Genomic DNA, 26,440 nt, shown 5'->3' with positions numbered 1-26,440 from the left:
TCGTGGAACCTTACGAGCTGCACCGCGCGCATGTCGACGGACTCGTCAATGCCGCGCTCCAGTTTGGCTTGATCAAACCCTGTGACGACCTGACCGCGATCAGCCGGATGCTGTACGCCGAACACGTCGCCGCGCGCACAGTGCGCGATGGCGGCGACGACCCGCCAGGCCGCCACGTCGAGCTTGCCGGGCAACCGTTCCACCCGGCCGCCGTGCTTTGCCTGATCGACTGCTACGAACGCCGATCCAGCCGCGCGCTCACCTGGCACACCGGCACGGCCGCCGCGTGGACGCGGCAACTCCGCGCCACGGTCCTCGCTCAACTCCCGGCCAAGGCGGCCACCATGATCCCGCACGGTTCGCGTGCGGTTCCCGCCTACCAAGTGCTGCCCGCCTACGTCGGCACGCCGTGGGGTATCACCTCCGTGGACCAGGTCTGCGGCTACGGCGCAAGCGTTCAGACGTCCACGCAGCCGAAGGGGCTGCGCGCGCAGGTCTTGATCGGCCCGTATCACTCGCCTCGAGGCGGCCTGTCCGCTCGCACCCGTCACGTTGTCGTTCTCGGCGTCGGACCGGACCGCGACCTTCCTGCGTTCGCCCGTGTTGCCGAACCGTCCGACGACATGCCCGGGGTGTTCCTGCTGTTCGAGTACGGCCGTCATGTCGCCCGGCCCGCCGACACGCCGCCAGGAAGGTGGCTGATGGCGTCAGGCGCGTTCGTGCACTCCACCGACTCCCGGTGGCGCGACCTTGTCGGCCACAGCCTGCCCATCCCGCTGCACGACCGCAGCGAGTCCTGAACCCGCCTGCACCGGGCACCCGCAGCCGCCCGTTCACACCTGATCAAGGAGTAGCCATGACCATCACCGTCGACGTGCTCGCGCGTCTGTATCTGCTCAACGCGACCGAACCACCCGCCCCGGCAGTACACGATTTCGTCGCCGCCCACGGCGTCGTCGAAGCCGTCAACCGGATCCGCGGTCGCACCGCGCCACCCGCCGTCCTCGCGGAGATCGTCCACCCCGACGCGACCGTGGATGACGATGTGAGTGTGATCGAGTCGGGCGCTGCCAGGCTGGTGACCCCGGAAGGCGACGACTGGCCACACCACCTTCTGCGCGGTATGGCCGAGCATGGCCTCGGAGTTCCCCTGGGGCTCTGGCTTCGCGGGAGCGCCAGGCTTACCGACCTCACTTGCTCGGCGGTGACCGTCGTCGGATGCCGCGCTGCCACCGACTACGGAGCGTTCGTCGCCGCCGAACTCGGCGTCAATCTCGCCCACGCCGGCGTCACCGTCGTCACCGGGGGTGCGGTCGGCATCGAGACCGAAGCCATGCGCGGCGCGGTCGTGGGGGAGGGCCCGGCGATCGCCGTCCTGCCGTGCGGCACCGACGTCGCGTATCCGCAGTCAAACGGCCAGCTCATCAGCAGGGTTCTGGACTGTGGCGGTCTGGTGGTCAGCGAGTACCCGGCTGGTAGGACACCAGCCAGGTCCCGGCATGTCGCTCGGCACCGGCTGGTCGCGGCACTCGCCTCGACGACTGTGGTCGTGGAGGCGGGCGCCCGCAGCGGCGCTCTCGTGACTGCTCACGCCGCGTGCGTCCTGGGGCGCCATGTGCGGGGTGTTCCCGGCCCGATCACCAGCTGGCAGTCCACTGGAACCAACGAGCTCCTGCGGGCAGGCGGGGCGGCAGCGATCACCTCGACCTCTGTCGATGATCTTCTCCAATCCCGAGGCCTGCGATGACCGAGACCAAGCACTACCTCGATGCCCTCGCTCACCTCGGTCTGCCCGGCGACTGGGCCATCACAGTGGATCGACGGCCCCGCCGTCGATCCATCGGCATCGAGATCGGACCTGCGGGCACCGTCACCGTCCTCGTGCCGCCCGATGTACCGGTCGATCGCGTTGCGCATTTCGTCGCCGCGGAGCGAGCCTGGATTGCCCGTAACCGGGAGCGCGCACAACAGCTCGCGCCTGACTTCGCAATGAAGACCCTCGTTGACGGTGAAACCTTCGACTTGCTCGGCAAGCGTTATCACTTGCGCCTCACCGCGGACGGACAGCCAGCGCAGGTCGACGCCGGCACTGATGGGTTGCTCAGCGTCCGTCGCGCCGATCCCGAGGTGATGCGCGAAGCGATCATCGCTCTGTACTGCACACATGGGCTGGACTGGGCGCGCGAACACGGTGCCAAGTACCGGCACCTGACGGGCCTTCGTGGGCTGCGCTACGCGGTCCGCGACCTAGGGAGTCGTCACTGGGGCATCTACCAGAAAGCACCGCACCTGGTGACCTTGCACTGGCCGCTGTTCGGCTTGTCTGAGCAAGTGACCGAGTACGTGCTCGTCCACGAACTAGCCCACGCCACCAACCCGCCGGGCACGCCGCACGGACCAGCCTGGCGACAGCGGATGCACCACCTCATGCCCGATTGGCAACACCGAAAGCACCTCCTCTACGACCTCGGCCGCCATACCTGGATGGGAGCCTGCCAGCCAAGGTGACGGACATCCGCGCTGACACGGACCGGGGAGCTTGTCTGTCATGCGCGGGTGTCTTATGTGACACTGTGCTGAACAGTGGGCTGCTAGCCGAGTGGGGCCAGTCAGCGACCCCTACCGCCGAGAGCAAGGTGCATCGCCATGGAGAAGGAAGAGCACATCGCGGTGCTGCACAGCCGGCGAGAGCGGGTGAAAGCCATCGAGCATGCCCTCGACAGCGCCCGCACCCTTGAGGAAACACTGCGCGTCGTCAAGGAAACCCTGAACACCCAGCTAGACTCCGAACGAGCAGGACGGCTGGCAGATATCCGCGCAGCCGACGCTGACGGAGTTCCCAGGATCCGCATCGCACGCGAGGTCGGCCTCAGCCGCGGGCAGCTGTACAACCTCATCGACGACCAGAAGCCTGCAACGTAGCCTCGCTGGATCATTGAAACCGGACGCCAAGTGAAGGCTGGCGAAGGACCCGTCGGTTGGTGCGAACCTGATGTGCGTTGGCGAGTTCCGCGGTCGCGGTTTCCGGTATCGCGACCGCAGAACCCAACAGAACTACGACTTTGCCGTGGCCTTCTTGCGAGGTCCTCGTTTGACAGCTGCTTTGACCGCAGGCTTCTCGACCACGACCGGGGCGGCTTGAGCCGTTTCGTAGGCGTCGACGATCTCCCCGGCCAAGCGACCACGCGCGGAAACCTCGTACCCTTGAGCGAGCGCCCATTCGCGGATCCTGCGAGACTTCTCGCGGTCCAGCTGGGACGACACTGAGGCTGTCTGTCCTGTCGCGAGGCGGATTTTGCGTCCGCCGGTTCGCGTTCCGGCGTCGACGAACCTCGCGAGCGCCTCGCGCAGCCGGGTCGCGTTCGTGTCGGAAAGGTCGATCTCGTACGTCACACCGTCCAGGCCGAACGGAACGGTCTGCGTGGCGGTTTCACCATCGAGGTCGTCGATCATCTCGACGAGGACTTTCTGTGCCATCGGATTCTCTTTCTGTCGACAATCCCCCACTTTGGACTGTAGTCAACGCTGTGAGCCAGAGCGGTGCGCCGCGCCAAAGTGTCAGCAAGACGCGTCGAGACGCGCTGGCGTCTTCGTCGAACTGGATGACTGGCCCACCGTCACGCTTCGATACGCGTGCGACCACGCGACCGTGATTAGCTGGGTAGTCAAGAACGGGCGAATTCAATCGGCCGGACGGCTCAAGTCCCCGAAGCCCGTGAACCGAGCGGCAACCATCATGCGGCCCCGCTGAAATCTCGAGCACCCTGCCGAACAGTCTTTTCTCCGGCGGCGACAACAGTAGGGAGTGCCACCACCTGCCGGGGACGGCACTCCCTACTGTTGTCTGGGTTAGTCGATGTCAGAGAAGGTGGGCCTTTGATGCGGTGAGTTCATCGACAGTGCCTTCCCATGGCACGGTTTTGGTGTCGAATCCGGTTGTGGTGCCGTGCCACATGTGGATGGCGCCGTGGGTGTTGGGATAGCTGTAGAAGGCCGCAAGATCGCTGCGTCCGTCACCGTCGAAGTCGCCGACTGTCCACTGCGCCTGGCGGGCGTCGAAGCTTCCTGTTCCGCTGTTCCAGCGTTCGGCCTGGTTGCTGAATCCGGTGGCGGTGGCGTCCCAGACCAGAAGGGTTGTCACGGCGTGGTCGTGATCTTGGTCGAAGGCTGCAGCGATGTCGCTGCGGCCGTCTCCGTTGAAGTCACCGGAGAGCCAGCGTGCCCTGCTCGCGTCGAATGCTCCTGGCGCGCTGGCCCATTTCTGCTCGCGGGCGCCGAGTCCGGTCGTGGTCGCGGTCCAGGTGAAGATCGCGCTGCTGGAGCCGCTGTAGTCATACGCGGCGCCGATGTCGGTGCGTCCGTCGCCGTTGAAGTCGCCGGCGAATAGGCGGGACTGCTTCTCGTTGAACTGGCCGTCACCGCTTGCCCAGGTTTCCGTCGGCGGGCCGAAGCCGTTTGCTGTGGCGTACCAGGTGAACAGGGAAGTGGTGGAGCCTGCATATCCGTAGGCGGCAGCGAGGTCGGTGCGGCCGTCGCCGTTGAAGTCACCGGCCACCCAGTGCGCCTGGTCGGCGATGAACTGCCCCTCGCCGCTGTCCCACTTTTCCTCCGGTTCACCGAGGCCGGTCGGGGTCGCGTACCAGACGAACAGCTTGGTCTGGTTGAGCTCGGGGTAGCCGCAGAACGCGGCGGCGTCACTGCGGCTGTCGCCGTTGAAGTCACCGGAGAGCCAGCGGCAGTTCGGGCCGTTCCAGTTGCCGGCCCCGCTTCGCCATTGAGAGTTGAAGGTGCTCAGTCCCGGAGCGTTCTGGGTGGCGTTCCATTGCAGTAGCCCAGTGTCCTCGTCGTCGTAGTAGTACGCCGCCGCGATGTCGTCACGTCCGTCCGCGGTGAAGTCGCTGACGGGCACGGGCTTTGTGGTCGCCGAGGCCACTGTGGTCACAGGGCCGTCCTGTCCAGCTGCGGTCACCGGAACAACCCGGTAGTACCAGGTTTGCCGGGGCCCGAGCGGGCCAGTGTGGGTGAACTTCGGTGTGGTCGGAGAACCCAGCAGTGTCGCCGGAGTGAGGGGCACCTCGGCGGTGGTGGCGCCGTAGACTCGATATTTGGCGTAGCTCTGGCCCGCGTTCGGCTTCCAGGTCAGGTTGACCGTGTGCTTGGTGGTCGCCGTCGCGGTGAGCACCATGGCCTGCTGGTCAATGACCTGCTGCTGGATCCATGCTTTGAGGTCATCGGTGCGCGCCTCTGTGCTGCCCTGGCGGGTCTCGGATACGGCGAGGCAGCCGTGCTGCCACGTGGTGCTGCTGATCGCGACCAGTTCCGCCCGGCCGCCTACCTCACGGAACGCGGGTCCGCCGGCGTCGCCTTTGCACGTATCGGTGCCGTTGTCACCGGTCAGTGCCACGGTGGTCGCCGTGGAGGCGTTGGCGCGGAAAGTGCCGGTGTGCAGCAGGTCAGGCACCCACTCGGTGGTGGTGCGGCCATATCCCGCCACCCGCAACGCCTCACCGCTCGCTGCGGCGGTCGTGCTCAACGTGAGCGGGGGGACGTCGGTGACCGCTGCGTCGAGGCGGGCGAGCATCAGGTCACGGTCCGGTCGCCGGACAAGAGCGGCGATGGTGGTGACATGCCCCGTGGTGCTGGTGAGGTTAGTGCGCCCAATCGTGGCGGTTGCTGGTTTTGCGGGTGTCCCGCCCTGCGGGTTGTCCGGGAAGCAGCTCGCGGCTGTGATGATCCACCGCGGGTCGATCAGCGCACCACTGCAGGCGCGGCCGTCCATAGTGACTTTGGCGGTGAACAGGTAGGTGCCGTTGGCGGCCTCGGTGCTGTTCGAGATGGCGTGCGCGGCCGGTGCGAGAAGCAAACCGCCTATGGCGAGAAAGGCTGTGCCCGCCAGATATCTGGCTGGGCGTGGGTAAGACATCGAAAGGATCCCCCTCCAAGAAAGACTGTCGAGATTGGTTGGTTTTGTCCGATTAAGGTGCTGCTTTGAGTTCGACGAGCATGGCCGGATCCGGTCCGGCACCTACGCCGATTCCGGTCCAGCCATGTTTTGCCACGTTCACCGTGCTGGTCTGGCCTTTCACGGTCACCGTTGCCTGGACGCTGTGATCGTCACCCATCACTTGGTAGGCATCGGCAATTTGCAGTTTGAGATAGCCGGTGGGACCGGAGACTTTGAAGCAGAAGTGACCGGGGTCGCGGTCGTGATCCTGGTTGGCGTCTGCGTGCACTTCGACCAGTCCGGGCAGGCCGCAGGTTGTCAGCTGCAGGTGGCCGTCGCCGCTGATCAGGGTGATACCCCGGTCGCGCAGGATCTGGTCGGCGCCGGGGTAGGCGCCGTCCTCGACGGCGGAAGGTTGGGTGTCGTCAGCGGGCGCGGCGATAGCCGAAACACTCGCACCGACAACGGCGGCTGCTGCTGTCAACGCGGCGCCGACGGTTGAGACGACGACGAGCAATCTTGTGGGGGAACGCATTCCTGTGTGGACTCCTGTTCTGTGGTCAACGAGGCAAGCGTCGCCGCAGGAGGTGGCACGTCAGGAAGTGTGTCGCACCCCCCAAGCCAACGAGTGGCCCTCTTGTGACGACGCGCTAGAACGTATGCGCGGGTTTCCGATCGCGTCAAGGAAATTCAGGCGAATGTCCGATGTGACAAAGCAGTGGTTGAGACCACCCGATTGGCCCACGCGAGCGCCTTGACCTGATCACTAGCGTGTCGACAAGGAGGGGTGGGGGGATCGCTGCTGAGTCGCCCATCACCGCCTTGCGTCATTGATCGCGAGGCGGTGTTTGTCGTGTCCGAACGCAACCATTAGGGCATGGAGGCGCGGTTCTTATTTGGGTTGCGGACGATCTCTACCCTGGGAATGCCTGGAACGGCCGGGAATGGGCGCGAAACTTCACCGGTGTCGTGCTTAGACAACGCAAACGCCAGCCGTGCTGGGAGGTCGGCGTGTTCCTAGAGAGGGGACGAACACTAGTGAAACAAAGCTTGTTGGGCAGGGGGAGATTGCGCGCGGCGACGGCAGTCGTAGTCGCTGCTGCGGTGATGATCGGGGTGGTGGCGACACCAGCGTCCGCAGCCGACGACCCGCCGCCACCCACCGAACGTCAACAGGCCGCCGCGTTGATGAAGACCGGCGGCCCGATCGTGGCGCGCGCGGCGGAAGCCGCTCTGTGCGGATCAGACCAGGACGTGCATACATTCCTGACCGCGGGGCTGGTGACGGCACAGGAACGCGAAGACCGTGTTTCCGTACAGCGGATGATGGGTACCGGCGGACCGGCGACGCAGCGCGCAGCCAACGGCGCGTTGAGCGGCTCGATCGCCGACGTCCGCGCCTTCCTCAACACCGGCTGGCAGCAGCCATGGCGCGACGATCTGCGAATCAAGATCACGCGACTGCTGACCGCCGCGACTGGGCCATCGGTCAAATCGGGGGCAAACGCCGCACTCAACGGCAATCAAGATGCCCAGATGGCGTTCCTCGGCAGTGGGTGGCAGCGAGCCCAGGACACCGACGACCGGATCGCCACGCAGCGGTTGTTGAACACCGGCGGCCCCGAGGTGAAGAAGGCCGCCAACTACGCGTTGTCAGCGGCGAGCATCGAGAATGTCCGACTCTTCCTGAGTTCCGGGTACCTGGTCGCCGTGCAACGCGACCAGGAGACGCTTTCGGTGTCGCAGCTCGCGGACCTGGCGCAGGGGGCGCAAGCGCGCTCCGCAGTGCTGACCCAGACGGCGAAGGACTCCGCGGACGAGGCCGTGGCCGCAGCGGCAGCAGCGAAGGCGGCGGCAGAGAAAGCCGCTGAGGAGACCCGGCTGGCACAGAATTCCGCATCTGACGCTGCGGGCGCCGCTACCCGCGCCGCGGACGCGGCTAACCGTGCAGCTCAGGCCGCCCAGACGGCGATCAATTCTGCCGTCGCGGCGAGCAACGCCGCTCGCGAGGCGTCGACCGCGGCAGCGCAAGCCGCGTGGGCCGCGTCGATGGCGGGGAAAGCTGCTGCCAACGCACGCAATGCCGCGGCCGCTGCATCCATCGACCGCGGAAAGGTCGACGCCGCTCGCGACGCCGCTCGGGATGCACGCATCGCAGCAGATGGAGCAGTCAATGCCGCCGACGCAGTCGCGCGTGCCGCAGACGCGGTCAAACAGGTCGCTGTAGCCGCGCAAGCCGCTGCTGCTGCAGCGGGCGATGCCTCAGCTGCTGCCAACGCCGCCAAGGATGCCGACGATTGGGCGCATCGAGCCGGAGCCAGCGCTGGTCAGGCCGCTGCCGCTGCTGCTCGGGCCCAGCGCAACGCAGATGAAGCAAAGCGTGCGGCCGGTGTCGCAATGGCGATCGCCAACGAAGCCGCCACGTACGCCGAGCAAGCACGGCAAGCCGCCATGGATGCCGCGGCACACGCCAGGGCTGCCGCTGACGCCGCTTTGGCCGCCGCAGACGCAGCGGACACCGCAGAACAAGCCGCAGCTCGAGCCCAGGCTGCGGCGGACGAGGCGAAGAACGAAGCCGACAGCGCCCAGGCCGCGTCGGACCAGGCCAAGCACACTGCTGACCTGGCGCGCAAGGTCGATGCTGAGCGCCTCGCAGCCCAGCAGTCTCAGGGTATGCGGGACGCGGCCGATGCTAAGCAGGCCGAACTGGACCGCGTTGCCGAGCCGCAGTGGACCGGCAACAAAGCTGAGCAGTTTGATGCCGAGACCGAACGCCTGCTTGCCGAAGCTCGTAATCCGGGCACAGCGCCTGATATCGCCGTCGCCGACGGACGTAAAGTTGCCGTTCGGCTGTGGCGCAGTGCCGGCCCGCAGGTGAGACTCGCGGCGATGGCGGCTCTCGGCGGAACTGCGTCGGAGGTGACCACATTCGTGCAGACAGGCGTGGCCGCGGCGACCGAACAGGACGATCGGCTCAGCATCGCCATTATCGCCGGTAGCGCCACTGTCACTGCCCAGCGTGACGCGGCCAACGTCGCCAAAGCCGGCACCTACGACCAGGTCAAGGAATTCCTGCGCACACGCGACTACCCCGGTAAGACTCGAGACGACCGCATCGCGGTCCAGCGAATCCTCAACACCGGCGGACCGATCACACAAGCCGCAGCGAACCGGGCACTCTCTGGCACAGTCGAAGACATCCGAGGCTTCCTAGCCACCGGCTGGCGCAAAGCAGCAGAAGACGACGACCGCGTGGCGGTCCAGCAGGTCCTCAACAACGGCGGACCTGAGGTCAAAGCCGCAGCCAACGCCGCACTCTCGGGCCCGTGGTCCTATGTGAGGGACTTCCTCAACGCAGGCCAGTTCCAGGCGGGCCTGCGCGACGCCGACGCCAACGGTCACATCGCGCAGATCAACGGCTACCTGGCAGACGCTGCTCAATCAGCCGCAATAGCGCGGCAGAACGCTGCACTTGCAGCCCAGTCTGCCGCGGTCGCTCGAGGAGCGGCCGACGAGGCAGCGGCCTGGGCTCAGCAGGCCAAGGCTTCGGCCGACCAGGCCCAGCAGTACGCCGCTGAGGCCAAGGCTTCGGCCGAGCAAGCCGCACAATCCGCTGTCCACGCCGCGGAGTCGGCTCAGCAGGCCCGCGATGCCGCAGCAAAAGCACAGGGCAGCGCCCAAGCCGCGAAAGCATCAGCCGCCGCAGCCGCACGCTCCTCCTCCCAGGCAGCCTCATTTGCCGCACAAGCGAAGGCATCAGCCGCCAAGGCCTACGCCGACGCTATCGCAGCGGCCAAGTCCGCCGTCGAAGCCAGCAAAGAGGCAGCGGCCGCTCAGAACGCGGTAGTGCTCAAGCAACAAGAAGAAGCAGCACGTCAACAAGTGGTCGCACTGCGTGGCGCCGTGCAGAACGTCCGTAACGCCGCGGCCGCAGGAGTCTCGGAGCGACCTGACCTGGCCAAGCTCAGAGACGCCGCTGACCGACTGCTCGGCATGATCGACGCGGTCGCGCAGGGCACGCTGGAGTTCGTTCGCGATCACGCTGGCGACATTCTCCTGCTCATTCAGCATCTCATCGAGACCGCCGCCGGGGTCGGCGCTGCCTTCGGTGGGATCAGCATGGTCATCGCCGGCGGAACCTCCTGCCTGGAGGAAATTGGCGCAGGAGCTTCCATCGGCTTTGCCATAGGAGCCCCGGAAGGTGGGGTCGGCGCACTCCCTGGGGCAGTCATCGGAGGCGCAGTCGGGGCGATAGCCTGCGCGTTCACCGCAGGACCTACAATCGCGACCGGGCTCGCAGCGGCTGTCGGCGGTCTCGCCATGGCGATCGACGGCATCAACGGCTCCATTGACGACATCAACAACCTTGGCAAGAACCACGGGAACCTCGAAGGACAGGGGCCGGTAGATGTACATAATCCCGCCACAGGTCAGAGAATCACCGATATAGATAAGGTGCAAAACGGGATTCTCTGGGAGGATAAGAGTGCTGTCGGCACAGGCTGGGCTGAGGCGGATCAAAAGTGGATCCAAAAGCAAGTGTTTGCAAAGTGGGACAAGTACCTCGACGCTCGCGCAAATGCCCCAGAACTGGAGCAGTATCGGAATGCGCCAATCGGCCTACGCATGGAGCCAGGCGTCTTTCCTGACTTCCGTGCACTCATCGAGTCCTCAGTGGAGACCTATCGTAAAGCACATCCCGGTGTGCAAATATTTTTGGAGTTCTTGTAGTGAGCTATGTTTTCGCGGTAGGCGATGATGTGATCTGGGACCCGGCCCTCCGGGTTGGCAAGCTGTTCATTGCGATCGCCGATTCTCTGGGCGACCACGATGAACTCAAAGGGGTGCGTAACGGATTGTCGATGATGACATCCGACTACTATAATGTTAACCCGCAAGAGCTTGCTGACTACATGCGGGCAGTATTGACAAGCTCGGTGGTGCGAAATCGCGCATATAAGGAGCTGTCTCGGGGCTTCATTGTTGCATGCCTAGTAATGCTTGAACGTGCGGGCGTGACCATCGAGCCTGTCAATGATTCTCAACGGGACCTTTTTGAAGCGAAATCGGAGATGATGCGCGCCATGTAAGGTAGTCCGAGAATCTAGTGGCGAGAATTCGAATGGGTGATCCTCTGGCGAGGGTCACCCATTCGTTGATTTCGCCGGATGTATTGACGATATTCTAAATCAGGAGATGTGGTCACGGCGCCATCGATGAACGCGGTCATCTGCGATAGGACGCGGTCCCGCCGCAATGCGGGATAAGAAGTCATAAAACCCTGCCTCCTCCGGTGAAGTCGTCTCCGTGGTAGCGGATGGGGTGGATGCCGACGGGTTTTCCGAAGGTGGGTGCGTCGATCATCTGGTTGTTGCCGACATAGAGGCCGACGTGGTGGATCTTCGTGGCGGGGTTGCCGAAGAAGACGAGGTCGCCGGGTTGGAGTTCGGCTTCGGTGACCCGGGCGGTGGCGCGGTATTGGGTGTGAGCGGTGCGAGGTAGGGCGATTCCTGCGCTGGCGTAGGCGGCTGTGGTGAGGCCGGAGCAGTCGAATCCGGCGTCGCCGTCTTGGGGGCCGTTGCCGCCCCAGACGTAGGGGAGTCCGATCTGTGCGCGGGCGAACGCGATCGCTTTCGCTGCGGTCTCGCTGAGCGCGACCGGCTGTACTCGTGCGTACTTGTTGGTCGACACTGCTTAGTTCAGTGGGTGGACGCTCTGACCTGGGCACCGGAATGTTGTAGTCGCGTTCGAACTGCGCAGATCGGCGGCTGTGAACATTTCAGCAGGTGCCGAGGATTCGCTTTCGCGAGTATGATGGGAGGTACGCTCGGCGCTCGCTTTTCATAGTTGGGGGCCCACCGATGCATTTAGGCAGATCCGGAGCGCCCTACTTGGGTGTGCGTCGGGACTTTCTGGATGCCGAAACGTAAAACAGTGCGGCGACGAGAGCGACAGTGATCGGGAACAGTGCTAGCACTGGGGCGAACTCGATCGTGCTCTTCCCGATCAGGAAGGCGTCGAGGCCGCCGATGACGAACGCTGCGACGCTGACGGTCCTTACGGTGGTTCGTTCCGCGTGTGGCGGAGCGAGTCGAGCAGCTCCGGCGCACAGCGCACCCGTCAGGATCGCGTTGATCACGAAGCCGATCAGTGGTCCGGTGGGCCCGAAGCCGTCGAAGCCGCGCCCACAGAACACCAGGATGACGAGCAGGGCGGTGAGTACCGTCAGTACCTCTGCGACCGGTCGCCACCCGGTACCTTCCTGAGTGCCGGATACCGTGGTCGGATGCCTGATGACACTGGTCGGTGTCTGTGTCGACGAACTCGTGGTACCGCCCGTCATGGCCAGCGTGTCGTGGACCGTGGGCCGGGTGTTCGGGTCCTTGTCCAGCAGTCGGGTGATGAGGTGCGTGAGTGGCCCAGCTCGGCGCGGTGCGGGCGGCTGGTCGAGCAGTACTGCGGTCAGGGTCGCGGTCGGGGTGTCGCGGCGGAAGGGGGACACGCCTTCGACCGCCTGGTAGAGCGTCGCTCCGAGGGAGAACAGGTCACTGGCCGGGAGGCCATCGGTGCCACGCAGCCGTTCGGGGGCTGTGTACTCCGGTGAACCGATGACCATCCCGGTGGCCGTCAGGCTGGTGTCGGTGTGGTGGATCGCGGTCCCGAAGTCGGTGAGCAGGACTTTGCCGTCGTACGCGAGCATGACGTTGGCCGGCTTGATGTCGCGGTGTACGACGCCTTGCCGATGTGCCGCGCCGATCGCTGTCAGCAGCGCCACTGTGACGGTCGCGGCCCGGTCGGCCGGCAACGGTCCGTCCGTCGCGAGGTGCTCGGCCATGGAGCGGCCGTTGATCAGGTCCATGACGATCCAGCGCAGGTCGTCCTCGTGGACGATGTCGTGGATCGCGACAATGTTTTCGTGCGTGCGCAACCGGGCGGCGTTGCGTGCCTCCCGAGTGGCTCGGGCGAGCAGCTCAGCGTGTTCCTCCGGTGACATCCCAGGTGGCAGCCGCAGTTCTTTGATCGCGACGTCGACGTCCAGGGTCAGGTCTCTGGCCCGCCAGACGCACCCGAACCCGCCGGAGCCGAGTTCCGCGTCCAGCCGGTAACGGCCGCCGACCACGTGACCGGCCCGCGTCGATGTCATCGTCCCCCAGTCGCCAAGATCGGTCAGAGTATCGTGCGTACCGACTTGAACAAAGCGCATGTGACTCGTCGCGGTGATTAGGCGACTGAAATACGACGGCCGGTTTCGTCGGTCGGCCTCACACAGACAGATTTCCAACGGCGTCATCGCGACACGACGTTGATCCGCCGGCTGCGGGGGCGATGGCAAGGGGTCTCGCTGTGAACATGTCTGATTCTGCTGTCCTTGGCAGACCGACAGCTTGTCCGCGCCGCGCCAGGCTCGCCGCGTAGTACCTCGTGTACCGGCCGACGCTGAACCGGACCCAGTGCCCCGCCGTGTGGTCTGTCCGCACGGCGACATTTCATGATTGCTGACGGCGTCACATTGACTGTGCGGGATATGAATGGCGCAGACTGCCGCGAACCGAATCTGCAAGCTTGCGGGTACATCAGTGATCGCCACTGAGCGAGACCGCTACAACAGTACTGGCGCGGTGCGTCCCTATTTCAGATTTCGGCATATCCAGCCTCGGTCTTGGTACCACAGTGGGCCGAACATCGCGTTGAGCATCCGTGCGAGCGAAGTCCCGTCGACGAGTTCGAGTCGGCTGTCCTCGTTGGCTGCCTGCTGGGCTCCGCGCGTGAACCTGCCGATCGTGACGAGGACGCCGCGGTTGGCGCCGCTTCGCGCGACAACACCTTGGAGTTGCCGCGCGATACCGACTCCGACGGGCGAGGTGTGTGCCTTGCATTCGATCTCGACGACGTCACTTTGCCCTGGTAGCGCTCTGGTTGCGATCACATCCCGTCCTCCGTCGCGCGATGGGGGCGTGAGTTCGACGGTGTACCCGAGTTGTCGGTAGAGAGCCGCCACGACGAGTTCGAGGTCTCGCGGGCTGAGCTGAAACAACGCCTGAGTGCCCGCGCTCAAGTCCTCGATCCAGCGCGCACGGATGATCGCGATCGCGTCCAGAAGCCCTTCCGAACGGCCACCCGGTCGCGTGCCACGATAGACATGCAAGTAACCCGTGATGGCATCGATGGCCTGCTGTGGGGAGTGAGGCAAGAGATCGAGTGTCCATCTGATGCTCGGATGGGGCATGGCGTCGCCGCCTGTCCACCTCAGGAGCCGCCTCCAATATTCGGTTGGCAACCAGTCGGGGTCTTCGATGTCTCGCCGGACGTAGATGGCCTCGTGCAGGTATTCGGTGTCCTTCGCGAAGCATGATTCCTCGAACAGAAACAGTCTGAGCAGGGCGAAGACGTCCGCCTCGTCGCGTTTCGAGACAGACTGGAGGTACTCGGTGCGCAAGTCGTCCGTGGGGAAAGACCAGGTTTGAACCCCAACCCTTTGGCGCTCAGTCCACTCAAGCCACGTCTCGTCGTCCTTGGGGCCGTCGACACCTGGGGTGTGGTCGGAATCGGTAGTGTCGTAACGCTCATACGCGCCCGGGGGCAGCACGGTCGCGAGCCACTCCTCCAACTTGCCTGACCATATGTGCCCGGCTCGGCTCTTGATGCCCGACTTCCGGAACTCTTCGGTCTGCTCAGCCAACGACAACCCCGCGCCCATGGCTCGAGTGTGCACCACCGGTGCGACAATCTGCGTGGCCTGTACAACTTTATCGGGCGGGGAACGTGTAGCATGTAACTCGTGGTACCTGCCGAGCGCTGTTCCCGAAAGATGGGTATGCCGCTTCACCACGCCTTCTGGATCTTGCGGGTCTTTACTTCAGTCGTTGTGTCCCTGTTGCTCTCGATATCAGCAGGCCTTGCTCCCGCGCGTAGCGTGCGTTTCTGCAGATCGGACGACTGCGTATCGTTCGCTGCTCTTTGTGCTCGGCGAGCTTAGGCTTGCCCGTCCTCGTCAACTGATGTTGACAAGGCTGGGGTTGTCGTGCGCCGTCGACGAGGACGCTGTGTCGGCATGACGAACTCCTGGTCTTTCAGTCCTCGCGATCTTTGCGAGGCAGTTGGAAGGATCGGGCATGTCCCACATCTTTGTACTGTTGTTGCTTGACAACAACTACTGTCAACTATTCGGCATGCTGGCCTCCGCTGCGGAGTCGGGCGCGGTGGAGGTTTTCACGAACCCAACGGGCGTTAAGTTCCTGTGGGTGGCCTTGCTCTTGGCGATCGCAGTCATTGTTGGCCTGGCGACTGGGTGCGTGCTCAGACTCGCACATGCGCCCTGGAAGACGGCGCTGGTGACCGGCGGTTCGGCTGGCGCCGGGACGACGGCGATCGGCTTCTGGATCCTTGGCTACCTGTTGGTTTGAAACGGCTGACGTCGCCGTGACCTCGGCGCTTGGGGCGTAGAGGATGGGTTGTGTCGCCCCAACCGCAGGCGTGGGTGCTGTGGTCGATGATGATCGGGATGCCGAAAGCAACCGGGCTGAGCCACACTCGAAAATTTGAGCGCAGGCACGCACGCGGCGCGTTTGGCCACGGGAACCGAGACGGCGGCACAACTCAGCCCGCCGGGCGGCTGAGCCCCGCGTAGTCCCCGAAGCCTTGATAGTCCTGAACCTGGACAGGCTTGTTGAAGGTCGGGGCGTTCACCATCAGCGTTCCACCCAGCGATATCCCGACATGATGTATGCGCTGGGGCGTACCGAAGAACAGCAAATCACCCAGCCGTGGCGGCGTACCAAAGGGCAAACGCGGACCCGCGTTGTACTGAGTCTGCGCGGTCCGCGGAAGCTCGATCCCCGCTGCCGCATACGCCGCCCTCGTCAAGCCGGAACAATCGAACCCCGGATCTCCGTTCCCGCCCCACACATACGGCTTGCCCAGTTGAGCACATGCAAATCGCACGACTTGCATAGCGGTGCTACTGAAATCTTGACCGCTAGACTGAACGGTTGACTGAAAACCGTCGCACGTTGCTGAACTGTTCAGCGTCGTTTGAGAGTATTTCTTGGCTTGGGCGAGAACTTGCTGGACGTACCATTCGGCGTGGTTGTAGGCGAAGATCGCCGCGTGCAGGTCGCGACCGTCGCGGGCACCTGAGTCGCAGAGATAGAAGGCGGCGGCGTAGATCGCGTCGTGTGGGTTGTACCGCGACGGCGGGTTAGATCCACCGGGCGGGATCTGGTGCCGGGCAACGACTCTGTTCCAAGTCGGCTGCAGGAACTGCATGACCCCGCCAGCACCCCAAGGGTTTTCCCCGCTCCATACTCCTTGCGCTTGGAGACGCCCATGGTTCGTTTCAATTTTGCCGATGGCGGCGAGAACGCTCCAGTCCAGCGCTGGGCAGACCCCTGCAGCGAGCTGGTAGAGAGCGAGAAAGTCGGGCGGGATATCGGCCAGCGCCGTGTCGGACGGTCGACTGCTGCTGCCGAAGACTGCTTGAACAACGGCGATTGCGCCGCCGCCGATGAGGAGGATGGTCGTGGCGACGAACGCTGCGCCGATGGCTGCGAATCTCCGCATGTACGTGTCACCTCTTACGGTCGAACAGTTCGAGTGGTGGGGTCGGGCGAGGCGGCGTGAGCTCTGACCGTTCGCCTGGGGTGGAAAGTTCCCCGGTGCCTGCGTGGGGTACTGGTGCAGGGAGTTCGGGCCACAAGGTGGTCAAATCGGCCAGCCGGGCCCGCCCGGTGGTGCCGTTGCCTCCGAGGCGTTGCCATCGTGGCTCGGTCATGTCGGAGGGATCGGCTCCAGCAGCTGCGTTGGTCGTCGCGACGGGAACCCGGTGGGGATGGTCGAGCGTGCGCAGGGTGTCGGTGAGGGCCCGCCGGACGGTGGCTTCCCGCTGCGGGGTGGGTAGCCAGATGAGAATGGGGGTGGTGATGCCGGTGGTCGTGGCGAGGCGTTCGTAGCGGGTGAGTTTCGAGGCGAGGCGGGCTAGCTGCTCGGTGCCGAAGTCGAACTCGAGGAACCATTCGACGTCGTGGCCGGCTTCGCGCCAGCGGCCGTAGCCATCAGGGGTGATGATGTCGCCCCAGTGCCGCCCGCAGCGCGCGGCCGACCACCACGCGGTGAGTTCGCCGGTAGCGCCGGAAAGCCGGGCGTGGCGGACGAGCGTGGTGAACAGGCTGTTGCAGCTGACGGTGTGGGCGAGCTGCAGGGAGTAGGCACGGCCGGCTTCGCGGTCGCGGTTGTAGTTCAGGGCGCGGGGTTCGATGCCGTCTTCGTGGGCGAGCAGGGTTGCCCCGGCGGTATCGAGGACGTAGTGCATGGGGTGCGAGCCGAGCGCGCTGTGCGGCTGGAAACGGTGGAGCACCCCCCACTTGTGCAGGTTGAGTAGCCGGAAGTTCGCGGCGCGGCGAGTGGGGAACGCGAGGTCGACGATCTGGTGGGTGGTGAACACCTTGTGTTCGAACAGCATCCGTACGAGCCACCGGTCGCGCGAGGTGAGGCGACGGGCGAGCCAGGCGTGATGTTCGGCCGAGTTGAGCACTCGCTGTGCCGGGCGCACGGGCCGGTGGGCGCGAAGGTCTCGCTGAGGCGTGGGATTCGAAATCATGGCGTAGAGCACCTCCAGTTTCGGCCGGACATGTGGTACTGCGACAGGCGCGTCAGGCGGCCCGGCGTGGGTCAGCGGTAGATGGGCCCGCGTCGCCGTGCCCGGCGTCGGGAACGATCCGAGGCTTTGTGTTGACTGCGGCGAGTCGCCGGATTTCCTTGGCGCGACCGGGAATGGCCGGCGGCAGCTTCTGTGTGACCGCGGTGAACGGGGCCGCTTCCTCGCTGTCGAGCACGAGCCGAGCGGCGATGTGGTAGCGGCCGAGGTTGGCCAGGTCGTGTTCGGACAGGCGCGGGTGGGTGTGTCGGGCCAGGGTGCGGGCGTCTTCGGGGGAGGCGTTGAAGATGATCTTCGACCGGGCGTTGGTGGAGATGGCGGCTGCGAGTTCTTTGGGTAGCTGCTCGAGGTGTTGATGTGCCAAGGTCATGGACAGGCGGTAGCCGCGGGCTTCGGGGAGCATGTCTTCCATCGGGTAGGCCAAATTCAAGAAGTTGTGACATTCGTCGAGGTAGAGCCCGGCGTCGCGTCGTTCGCGTTGGGGCTGGCTGGCGCGTCGGGTGGCGGTCTGCCAGGTTCGGGCGACCACGATGGACCCGATGAGGCGCGCGGTGTCCACGCCGAGGGTGTCTTTTGCGAGGCGTACCAAACAGATTCCGCCGTTGTCGAGGACATCGACCATATCCACAGTGGACTCACCGCCAGCCAGAGCCGCCCGGAAGAACGGGCGGAGCAACAGGCCGCGGAGCTTGTTCATCAGCGGTGCCACCACGTGCGCCCGGCCTGCGTCGGAGAGTTCGTCGTGCCCGGTCCAGAAACCGCGCAGGATGGGGTCGGAGATCTGGTCGAGGGCGCGTTGACGGAACGAGGGCACGGTCAGCAGCGAGGGCAGATCCGTCAGCGTCGGCGTGCCGGGCATCGCGCGCAGGGTCAGCAGCGCTGAGCGGAGGATGTCCTCGGTGCGGGGTCCCCAGCTGGAGGAGTAGACCCGGGAGAAGATCGACACCAGGTTGTCCACGGTGCGGGCGGTGTCGTCGCCGTCGAGGGGGTTGAGCACCGGCTGGCGGGACCGGCTGTCGGGGTCGAAGAGCACGACCTTCTCCCCGAGCCGGGCCGGCAGGCGCATCAGGATGTCGGTGACCAGGTCGCCTTTGGGGTCGACGACGACCAGTCCACGTCCGGCGTCGGCGTCGTCGAGGATCATCCGGGCCATCAGCTCGGACTTGCCCGAGCCGGTCGCGCCGAGGATGTACAGGTGCTGGCGGGCATCGGCGACCTTCAACCCGACCGGCCTGGAATACCCGGTGTCGGTGATTCCGATCGGCTTGATCCCCGCGCCCTCGGTGGGGATACAGGGTGGAGGCGGGACCGCTTTCGCGCCGGCACGCTGTAGCCCGGGGATCGCCTCGTCGGTGGGCACATGCGCGAGCACCGCCAGCTCCGGGATCGACAGCAGATCGCCCGAGGTCAGGCGCCGTTCGGCGACCGCCCGCACCGGTCGGCGGAGCCGGACGCGGCGGTAGTGGTTGTGTTCGCTGAAGGTGGCGAACGCGCTGGCGATGGCGTGGCCGCGTCCGCGCAGGTGCTCGCGCACGGGCGCCCGCTGCGCGCGGGTGAGGGTGTCGGGGATGAGGGTGGCCAGTGCGTAGCGGATGCGGGTTTCGTATTGGGGGCCGCGTTGTTTGGCGACGATCACCCGGTCTTGCGCGGAGTTCTCCAATGACGTCTGGTGATCCACCACAGGCGTCGACGCCGTGGTGCCGCGTCGTCGGGACCCGGTGTGCGGGGTGAGCAGATCCAGTAGCCGCCCCACGAGACGCGCCGAGCCGCCCGCGCGGATCCGGCGTGCAGCGCGGCGGGCGTGACGGACGCGGGCGCTGGTCACGGGCCGGGCGAGGACCTGCACCACGACCCGTTCGTGTCGGGCCAGCCCGACCGGCGAACCCAGCAACGCCCGCACCGGATCGATGGGAAAGTCTGTGCGGATGGGCAGGGCTTCGCTGCGGGTGAGTCGCAGTTCGCCGCCCACCGCGTCGATGGCTTTGCCCGCTGGCGGTGTGAGCGGGATCGGGGGCTTGGCGGGAGCGGTGCGGGTGTGCGCGCCTGGCCAGGCGGCTTCGATCGCCCGTTCGGCCATGCCGGGCGGCACGATTCCCGGCAGCCACATCCGCAGCGTGACGCCGCTGTTAGTGAACACGTATTCCCACACGATGTGCGGCTGACCGTGCAGCCGCCTTTTCCAGCCGGGGCGAAGTAGGCCGACGAGGTTGGAGTAGAGAGCAGCGGCGCCATCCGGGTCGACCGTGGGCGGGGCGAGCACGGTCACCACGCGGGCATCGGCGGCCATCCGATCGTGACAGCGGCGGCGCCACCATCGCCGACCTACGATCCAGGCGGTCAGCCCGAGCACGAGCGCAGGGCCGACGATCGGGCCGTACGAGAGCGCGAAGCTGTGCAGTGCTGCGAGGACCGCGTGTAGGACGCCGCCGGGGTCGCGTAGGTAGTCCTGCAGGATCGAGTTCGGTGCCGGAGCGGGCATGTCAGCGCTCCTGTCCGAGGCCGACCGGCTTCGTGCTCTCGTCCGTGTCGTCGGGCACCTCGTTAAGGCCGACGGTCGGTGTCGCGCCAGGGGTCTGCTCGGTGCGGCAGCGCCGCGCCGCGTCGACGACGCGCTGGAAGATCTTGCGGCAGAGGCGGATCAGGCCGCGGACGGCGTGGAACGGCACCAGCGCGGCGTAGATACCGATGACGACCACGAGGGCGCACAGTGCCCAGGTGATCGCCATCGTCCAGGCTTCCCGCGCGAACCAGGGGAGCACGTTGTGGAACAGATCATCTGCGAACGCGTCGATGGAACCGCAGTACACAGTGGACAACAGTGAATACATGGCGTGGAAACCTTTCGATCATTGGAATGAAGCGGACGACGGACGTGAGACCGTGCTGGGTAGGAAAGTCACGCCGCGCGTGCCTGCTCACGCGCGTCCTGTGTGGTTCCGGGGATGACGCGGAGCCGGGCTTTGCGCTGGGCGCGTTCGGCGTCAACGTTGGCTTGCCATTCGCTGAACCGGCGCCCTCCCAGGCGAGTGAGGAAATGCGGGATCCGGTTCGCGGGGACGCCGACCAGGCGCGGGCCGAGGACGGCGAGCAGGTCGGAGGCGGCTTGGGAGGACCAGCCCGCGTCGGTGATCGCGGCCTCGTCGGGGAACACGTCCGCCACCCGATCCCGCGCCGGATCGATCGTGGCGTCTTGGGTGCCGCCGTAGGAGTAGACCCACAGGAAGTTCGCGGGCGGGTCAGGTTCGACCAGCCGCCGGAATCGCGCGATCTCCTTGGTGTAGCAGTAGAACGTAACCTCGGGCCGTGCGCGGGCGATGCGCAGCCACGCGCGGGTGTAGGCGTCGGAGAAGAAGTCGCCGGAGTCGTGGATCCGCACGAACCGACCCCGCATCCGCAGGTGCGCGAGCTCGCGCAGCATCGCGTTCTCCCAACCGGGCAGGTCATCGAGCACGAACGCGAGATTCGCGTGATGCTTCGCCCGCACCGCCGGGAAAAGGTAGGTCCCGTTGCGGGCGTAGCAGACCTCCCGGCACACCCCCGCTGACGGGCACGTGTTGTAGGAGCGGCCATCCGGCAGCCGTCCAGCCCACGCGGGAAGCGTCCAATTCCACACCCCGATCGCCCGCAGCTCCCGGTTCTGCGTCAGCAACCTCCCGGGCCGTCCTGAATCCACAGCGGACTCGATAGCGGACATGGCACACCTCAGTTCCGAATAGAAAAGGAGAAATAGAGCGGATGTCAGGCGGCGTCGAGCTCGACGTAGCCGTCGTCCGTTTCGGCGAAAATTCGGGATTCCTGACTGTCGCTCGACATTTCCGCGAGTTCGGCGGGATTTGTCGTGATCAGCGTGTTCTCCTGCGGCGAGGCCAGCGATTGGAACGCCACCCGCTGGGTTCCGGTCGACAGCAGACCCTGGCCTTTGTCCGCGGAGATGAGGAACTGCTTCTCGCCGGCGGAGAGGTTGAAGGTGGTGACGATCTCGTCGATCGCCTGCGGGGCTTGGCGGAGCAGGATCTGGGTGGCGGCGTTGGCGACGATCGCCTTGCCCAGGTCGGTGCCGAGGACGTCGCCGACGTCCTGGGTGGCGATCGTCAAGCCCGCCCAGTGTTTGCGGGACGCTTTCGCCATGCGGTGCAGGAAGGCCGCGCCGGCGGGGTCGGCCATGAGCAGCCACGCCTCGTCCACGGTGATCAGCCGCGGCCGTCGGATCGCCGGGTTGGACACCCGCCGCCACACCGTGTCCAGGGTGAGCAGGGTGCCGATGGGTTTGAGCTCGTCGGGCAGGTCGCGCAGGCTGAACACGGTCAGATGCCCTTCGGCACGGGTCGTGGTCGGCCCAGCGAACATCGCCGAGAACGCACCCCGCACGTAAGGGTGCAGCCGCGCGCCGAGGTCGGCCGCGTCCGCGTCGCCCGCAGCGAGGATGGCCGCGAGATCACCCAGCAGCGGAGCCGGGCGACTCCAGGTGCGCGGATCGGCGGTAATGCCCGCACGGGCATAGGTCGCCATGATCGCCTGGTCGAGCACCGCACGCTGCCGCGCGGTCAGCGGTGTGCCGAGCAGGACCGCGATCACGGTGTGCAGGAACAACGCCCGCCGCGTCACCGCGTCACGCGGCGCGGTGCGACGCCCATCGGGACGCACCGAGATGGGCAGGTCGAACGGGTTGACCCGCACGTCCTGGGCGCCGAGGTGGACGTAGGTGCCGCCGACGGCCTCGCAGAGGCGGCGGTACTCGTCCTCGGGGTCGATGATCGCGACCTCGACCCCTCGATACAGCGACCGCAGCGTCTCCAGCTTGACCAGGTAGCTCTTACCCGCGCCGGACCGGCCGAGGATCACCGAGTTGTAGTTGTCCGCGTCAAACCGGTTCCAGTGCACCAGCCCCTGCGACCCGACATTGAACCCATAGAGCACCCCCGACGGAGCGGCGGCGCTGGCCGGGTCCGCTGGTGGAAGGTCGGGGCTGGTGAAGGGAAACGCCGCGGCCAGGGCGCTGGTGTCGAACGTGCGCCGCATCCCGATCAGGTCCAGCCCGAGCGGAAGCGTCGAGGCCCAGCCCTGCACCGACCGGTAGGTCGTGGGCTTCGCGTCAAGCAACAGCGACGCCGCCAGCGACCGCACCGCCGCGACCTCATCGGCGAGCGCGTCCGCACTGGTGGCGTGCACGGTCAGGTACAGGCCGAACCGGTAGAGCTTGCCCTCACCGCGGGCAACGCGGGCGGAGAGGTCGTAGGCGTCCTCGGTGGCGGCTTCGACCATCGGGTCGAGCAACCTGCCTTTCTCGCTGGTCTGCCGTCGCCCGGATTCCAGTTTGGACAGTTGCCGTTTGAGCCGGTTCGCCGCCGTGACGGGGTCGATCGGCTCGATGTGCAGGCTGACGTCCACCCGGCCGGGGTGGGACAGCAGCGGCTGCAGCCACCCCGGATACACCTCACGCGGATAGCCGGTGACCGCGAACGTCGCGACGAACTCGCCGCCGACTTCCAGGTGCCGCGGCGCGACCGACAGCGAATCCGGGGTGAACGCGCTGGCCCCACCCGTCGGCGTCGCGGTGGTACGTGGTGTCCTGTGCCGGAGGCGGCGGAGTGTGCCGGTCATAGGTCGCTCCCATCCCACTCGTCGAGGTCACTCGAGGTCGCTGCCATGAGCGGCTGACTCCGCTCGTCCGCGGCGTCAGTTGTGGGCGTCGGTTCGTCGTCGAAGGTGTCGGCTGCGATGGTGATGACGTCGTCCGCCCCGGCCAGTCCGGCGCCGGGCGGGATCAGGGCGTCGGGGTTGCAGGCCGCGGCGAGCACGGCGGTGGCCTGTCCGGCGTCGAGCGGGGTGACGACGATCCCGGCGGGGGAGAGCAGCTCGGTGGCCTCGCCGAGGCGACGCACCAGCCGCGTTTCCGCGGCCCGTCGCGCACCCTCGGGCACTTCAGCTGGGCGGGCTTGCGTGCGCCGGGGGCGCAGTGCGGTCAGCGGTGAGGCGCCGCCCAGCCCGTCGGCGGGGCCGAGCGCGCGTAGCGGTTCGCGCAGCACCAGCAGCACCTGGCGGCGCAGCAGGTCGGTGGAGCGGCGCAGCTGGTCGAGGTAGTCGGCGTGCTCGCGGGCCGCAGTCTCCAGCATCGGGTGCGGCAACCCCGCCGCCGCTTCACGCAGCTCGGCGATCTGCCTGGACAGGTCCAGCCGCTCCGTGCGTACCAGCACCTGCACCGGTGCGGTCAGCGAATGCAGATACCGGCCGAACGAGGCGACCAGCGCCTCCTGCTCACCGGGAGTCCGCAGCGCGAAGTTGACCGTGCTCGCGACCGCGACGATCGCGACCCCCTCGGGCCCGAGATCGACCACGCCGGCCTCAGTCACTCCTTCGGCGGGCAGCCGCAGCGGCGCCGGGGACACCCCCGTATCGCTGCGGCCCTGACCGGTCAACCAGGGCGGTGCCGGTCGCACACCTTCGGGCGCGGCAACCCGGTGGCGCGGCTGCAGCCGCTGGCGGATCGCGGCCACCAGCAGCCGGTCGAGACTGATCCCATCGCGCCGGCCCAGCGCCAGCACCGCGGCCGTGACGCCGATCGGTACCGCGACGATGAGGAACACTGGTAGCGGGATTACGGCGCGGCCGAGTGTCCAGCCGCCGTAGAGCACGATCCCGGTCACGGTGAGGATCGCGAGTTGTCGCGCGGTCAGTCCTGCCAGGACGCGGTCCTCGCGGTCCACATCGGACGGTATGCGCACAGGCTGCGTCATTTTTCCTTGCCCCTTTGGGTTGTGGGTGGGGTCGGTGCGCGGAACGCGACCGGTGGCACGGAGTGCGTGCGCGGGTGGGCGTCGCCGATCCGCGGCTCGGGGTGAGCCGGGCGGAACACTGGCGTGGCCGGCGGCGGTGAAGACGGCGTGGCCGGGCGCGTGGTGTGAGCCGGTTCCGGGCTGGCCGTTTGGAACCGCAACTGCGGCGGGACCGACGCCACCCGGATGGGCCGCGCAGGCGGTTGCCCAGCGCCAGGACGGGGCGCACCGGCAGACTGGAACTTCGGCGCTGCACCGGGCTGAGGGCCGCGACGGAACGCCGGGGGCGGACCGGTTGCCGGGCGCGGGGCAGAGCTGAATGCGGGCAGGCCCGGCCGTACTGGGGTCGCGGGGATGACGGCGGGGTCGTGGGTGGGTTCTTGCGGGCCGGGTTGCAGGAATCGTGGTTCCTGCGAGGGCAACCGTGGTTGCTGCGCGGCGCGCAGGCGTTCGGCATCGTACTGCTGCTGAAGCCGCTGGTTCACCGCTTCCGGTGTCCGGGAGACGCGTGCCTGCGGCGGCCACGGCGGATCTGCCGCAGCACCTGCGCGCCCGCCACCGGCGTAGCGACGGCTGGCGCTGGCGGCGCCGACGGCGCGGGCTTTACCAAACCCACCGGCTTTACCTGCGACGGCGCCGAACGTCTTGGCGGCGATCACCGCTTTGACCAGACCGCCGAGGAACGAGCGGCCGGTCCCGAGCTTGGTGGCTGAGAGGAACCAGAACGGGATCTTGAACAGGATGTAGAGCAGCCCGAGGACGGCGAAGAGCATTACCAGCCCGCCACCGACAGAGTTGAACAGGTGCACGCTGCCGCTCAGGAACGTGTTGAGCGCGACGATCAACGTGAGCGCCTGGGCGACCTGGATCCCCAAGGTCGCGACCAGGGCGCGTTCGCACCACCGGGCGATGCCGTCGGTGTGCGGCAGTGCGTGGCAGGCGACCCACAGCGGGGCCGACGCGGTGAGGATCAACAGGATGATCACCCGCACCACGTAGACCAGCAGCAGCGCGATCACCGCGATGACCAGCACAAGGTGCAGGATGATCACGAACAGCCCGCCGGAGACGGCCGCGGAGTAGGCGCCGTTGACCGACTCGGCCAAGGTGTTGCCGAGTTTGGGCGGGTCGACGCCGTCGCCAAGCACCGCGGCCGAGAGGGCGTTGGCGAGCCGGATGACCTTGTCGATGACGAACAGCGACAGCGTAGAGGCGATGAACGAGACCACGAGCCGGGGCGCGATCTCCTTGATCGAGTAGCGGCTCTGGATCGACTCGTGGGCCATTACGACGATCCCGCCGAGCATGACCAGCCCGCTGTAGCAGGCGACGACGATCAGCCACGAGTTGTTCCACAGGTTCGCCATGCCGGGCAGCGCGTCCAGCGTCGGTGTGCTGAACGCGGTGTCGCCGAGCAGCTTGAGCACTGGGTCCATCGCCGCCTTCACGAGATCGCGAAAGACCGCGTTGATCGCCGCGTTGATGCACCCTGAGATGTTGGTGATGCCGCACTCCGAGTCACCACCACCCGCGCCCGGCTCACCTGGCTGGGTGCCGCTGCTTGGCGGCGCGGTCGTCGGCTGCGGGATGCAGCCCTCGCCGGTGCATGGCCCGCTCGTACTGGTCGGCGGGGTGACGGGCACGCAGCTGCTCTGTCCGGGCAGGCAACTCGTCGGCGAAGGCAGCTCAGTGACCGGCGGGAGCGGCGTGACCGGTATCGATGGTGACGGGGTGCCGGTCGGGAAGTGGCATACCGGGTCCGGCGAGTTAGGTGCACAGGTGTGCACTGGCACGGTCGGAAGTTGCCGCGGGTGCGATGCGGGCTGAGCTTGCTGGAGCTGATGCGGTGCGCTTGTCGCAGCCCCCGCGCTCACCGCGAGGGCGCCGCCGAACAACCCGATCAAGCCCAGTGTCAACAGCCACGCCGCCCGCCGTCGGGAACCGCGGTGGACATGTCGATCGGCGGGCGGGGCGAGCATGGTCCGGTCGTGCCGCGACGGCGCCGTTGAGTCCATGCCGGTGCCACCGCGATCGGCCGCCGCGGGCATGGGGGTCTGGGTGTCGGTCATC

At 66.5% G+C, this 26,440-nt stretch carries 21 protein-coding genes; 7 read left to right on the top strand and 14 right to left on the bottom strand.

Annotation, left to right across the window (positions count from 1 at the left end):
- Positions 1-2: 2 nt before the first annotated feature.
- The 4 genes from ACFV15_RS16525 (at position 3) to ACFV15_RS16510 (ending at position 2,922) form a co-directional block, all read left to right on the top strand.
- A complete protein-coding gene (locus ACFV15_RS16525; RefSeq protein WP_378351305.1) occupies positions 3-800 on the top strand; it encodes a hypothetical protein in 798 nt (265 codons plus the stop codon).
- Between the two features lie 56 nt (positions 801-856).
- On the top strand, positions 857-1,747 hold the full coding sequence (locus ACFV15_RS16520) for a DNA-processing protein DprA (RefSeq protein WP_378351304.1): 891 nt from the start codon (positions 857-859) through the stop codon (positions 1,745-1,747).
- Positions 1,744-2,508, top strand: a complete 765-nt coding sequence (locus ACFV15_RS16515; RefSeq protein WP_378351303.1) for a M48 family metallopeptidase — start codon at positions 1,744-1,746, stop codon at positions 2,506-2,508. Before ACFV15_RS16520 ends, ACFV15_RS16515 begins: the two co-directional genes overlap by 4 nt.
- A 138-nt stretch (positions 2,509-2,646) precedes the next feature.
- Positions 2,647-2,922: a hypothetical protein gene (locus tag ACFV15_RS16510; protein WP_378351302.1), complete on the top strand. Its 276-nt coding sequence runs from the start codon at positions 2,647-2,649 to the stop codon at positions 2,920-2,922.
- 132 nt (positions 2,923-3,054) lie between these two features.
- Here the strand turns inward: ACFV15_RS16510 and ACFV15_RS16505 are convergent, their stop codons facing one another.
- The 3 genes from ACFV15_RS16505 to ACFV15_RS16495 all read right to left on the bottom strand — a co-directional run bounded on the left by ACFV15_RS16505 (position 3,055) and on the right by ACFV15_RS16495 (position 6,461).
- Positions 3,055-3,477, bottom strand: a complete 423-nt coding sequence (locus ACFV15_RS16505) for an Lsr2 family protein (RefSeq protein WP_378351301.1) — start codon at positions 3,475-3,477, stop codon at positions 3,055-3,057.
- Between the two features lie 382 nt (positions 3,478-3,859).
- On the bottom strand, positions 3,860-5,863 hold the full coding sequence (locus ACFV15_RS16500; RefSeq protein WP_378351300.1) for a trypsin-like serine protease: 2,004 nt from the start codon (positions 5,861-5,863) through the stop codon (positions 3,860-3,862).
- A 112-nt stretch (positions 5,864-5,975) separates the two neighbouring features.
- Positions 5,976-6,461, bottom strand: a complete 486-nt coding sequence (locus ACFV15_RS16495) for a hypothetical protein (protein WP_378351299.1) — start codon at positions 6,459-6,461, stop codon at positions 5,976-5,978.
- A 590-nt stretch (positions 6,462-7,051) separates the two neighbouring features.
- On the opposite strand from ACFV15_RS16495, the gene ACFV15_RS16490 reads away from it, so the two are divergent.
- Both ACFV15_RS16490 and ACFV15_RS16485 read left to right on the top strand, forming a co-directional pair.
- A complete protein-coding gene (locus tag ACFV15_RS16490; protein ID WP_378351318.1) occupies positions 7,052-10,675 on the top strand; it encodes an ALF repeat-containing protein in 3,624 nt (1,207 codons plus the stop codon).
- Positions 10,675-11,034: a DUF6086 family protein gene (locus ACFV15_RS16485; protein WP_378351298.1), complete on the top strand. Its 360-nt coding sequence runs from the start codon at positions 10,675-10,677 to the stop codon at positions 11,032-11,034. Before ACFV15_RS16490 ends, ACFV15_RS16485 begins: the two co-directional genes overlap by 1 nt.
- A gap of 181 nt (positions 11,035-11,215) precedes the next feature.
- On the opposite strand, the gene ACFV15_RS16480 is transcribed toward ACFV15_RS16485, so the two are convergent.
- From ACFV15_RS16480 to ACFV15_RS16470, 3 genes are all read right to left on the bottom strand, one after another.
- A complete protein-coding gene (locus ACFV15_RS16480) occupies positions 11,216-11,635 on the bottom strand; it encodes a C40 family peptidase (protein WP_378351297.1) in 420 nt (139 codons plus the stop codon).
- 196 nt (positions 11,636-11,831) lie between these two features.
- Positions 11,832-13,088, bottom strand: a complete 1,257-nt coding sequence (locus tag ACFV15_RS16475) for a serine/threonine-protein kinase (protein ID WP_378351296.1) — start codon at positions 13,086-13,088, stop codon at positions 11,832-11,834.
- Positions 13,089-13,571: 483 nt separating this feature from the next.
- Positions 13,572-14,642, bottom strand: a complete 1,071-nt coding sequence (locus ACFV15_RS16470) for a restriction endonuclease (RefSeq protein ID WP_378351295.1) — start codon at positions 14,640-14,642, stop codon at positions 13,572-13,574.
- 415 nt (positions 14,643-15,057) lie between these two features.
- On the opposite strand from ACFV15_RS16470, the gene ACFV15_RS16465 reads away from it, so the two are divergent.
- A complete protein-coding gene (locus ACFV15_RS16465) occupies positions 15,058-15,348 on the top strand; it encodes a hypothetical protein (RefSeq protein ID WP_378351294.1) in 291 nt (96 codons plus the stop codon).
- A 193-nt stretch (positions 15,349-15,541) separates the two neighbouring features.
- Here ACFV15_RS16465 and ACFV15_RS16460 read toward each other — a convergent pair whose 3' ends face one another.
- From ACFV15_RS16460 to ACFV15_RS16425, 8 genes are all read right to left on the bottom strand, one after another.
- Positions 15,542-16,504, bottom strand: a complete 963-nt coding sequence (locus tag ACFV15_RS16460) for an NlpC/P60 family protein (RefSeq protein ID WP_378351293.1) — start codon at positions 16,502-16,504, stop codon at positions 15,542-15,544.
- A 7-nt stretch (positions 16,505-16,511) separates the two neighbouring features.
- Positions 16,512-17,540: a replication-relaxation family protein gene (locus ACFV15_RS16455; protein ID WP_378351292.1), complete on the bottom strand. Its 1,029-nt coding sequence runs from the start codon at positions 17,538-17,540 to the stop codon at positions 16,512-16,514.
- 52 nt (positions 17,541-17,592) lie between these two features.
- Positions 17,593-20,076: a type IV secretory system conjugative DNA transfer family protein gene (locus ACFV15_RS16450; RefSeq protein WP_378351291.1), complete on the bottom strand. Its 2,484-nt coding sequence runs from the start codon at positions 20,074-20,076 to the stop codon at positions 17,593-17,595.
- Position 20,077: 1 nt separating this feature from the next.
- Entirely contained in the window at positions 20,078-20,425 is a 348-nt protein-coding gene (locus ACFV15_RS16445; RefSeq protein ID WP_378351290.1) for a hypothetical protein, read from the bottom strand.
- Positions 20,426-20,493: 68 nt separating this feature from the next.
- A complete protein-coding gene (locus tag ACFV15_RS16440) occupies positions 20,494-21,291 on the bottom strand; it encodes a hypothetical protein (RefSeq protein ID WP_378351289.1) in 798 nt (265 codons plus the stop codon).
- A gap of 44 nt (positions 21,292-21,335) precedes the next feature.
- The gene (locus ACFV15_RS16435) at positions 21,336-23,198 is read right to left on the bottom strand and encodes a VirB4 family type IV secretion system protein (RefSeq protein WP_378351288.1); all 1,863 of its coding nucleotides are present in this window, start codon (positions 23,196-23,198) and stop codon (positions 21,336-21,338) included.
- Positions 23,195-24,331, bottom strand: a complete 1,137-nt coding sequence (locus tag ACFV15_RS16430; protein WP_378351287.1) for a PrgI family protein — start codon at positions 24,329-24,331, stop codon at positions 23,195-23,197. Before ACFV15_RS16430 ends, ACFV15_RS16435 begins: the two co-directional genes overlap by 4 nt.
- Complete coding sequence (locus ACFV15_RS16425; protein ID WP_378351286.1) at positions 24,328-26,439, bottom strand: hypothetical protein; 2,112 nt, start codon at positions 26,437-26,439, stop codon at positions 24,328-24,330. The genes ACFV15_RS16430 and ACFV15_RS16425 overlap by 4 nt, the downstream gene beginning before the upstream one ends.
- Position 26,440 lies beyond the last annotated feature (1 nt).

Source organism: Amycolatopsis sp. NPDC059657 (assembly GCF_042734395.1).
GTDB lineage: Bacteria > Actinomycetota > Actinomycetes > Mycobacteriales > Pseudonocardiaceae > Amycolatopsis.
This window is presented reverse-complemented; position numbering and strand designations above follow the sequence as displayed.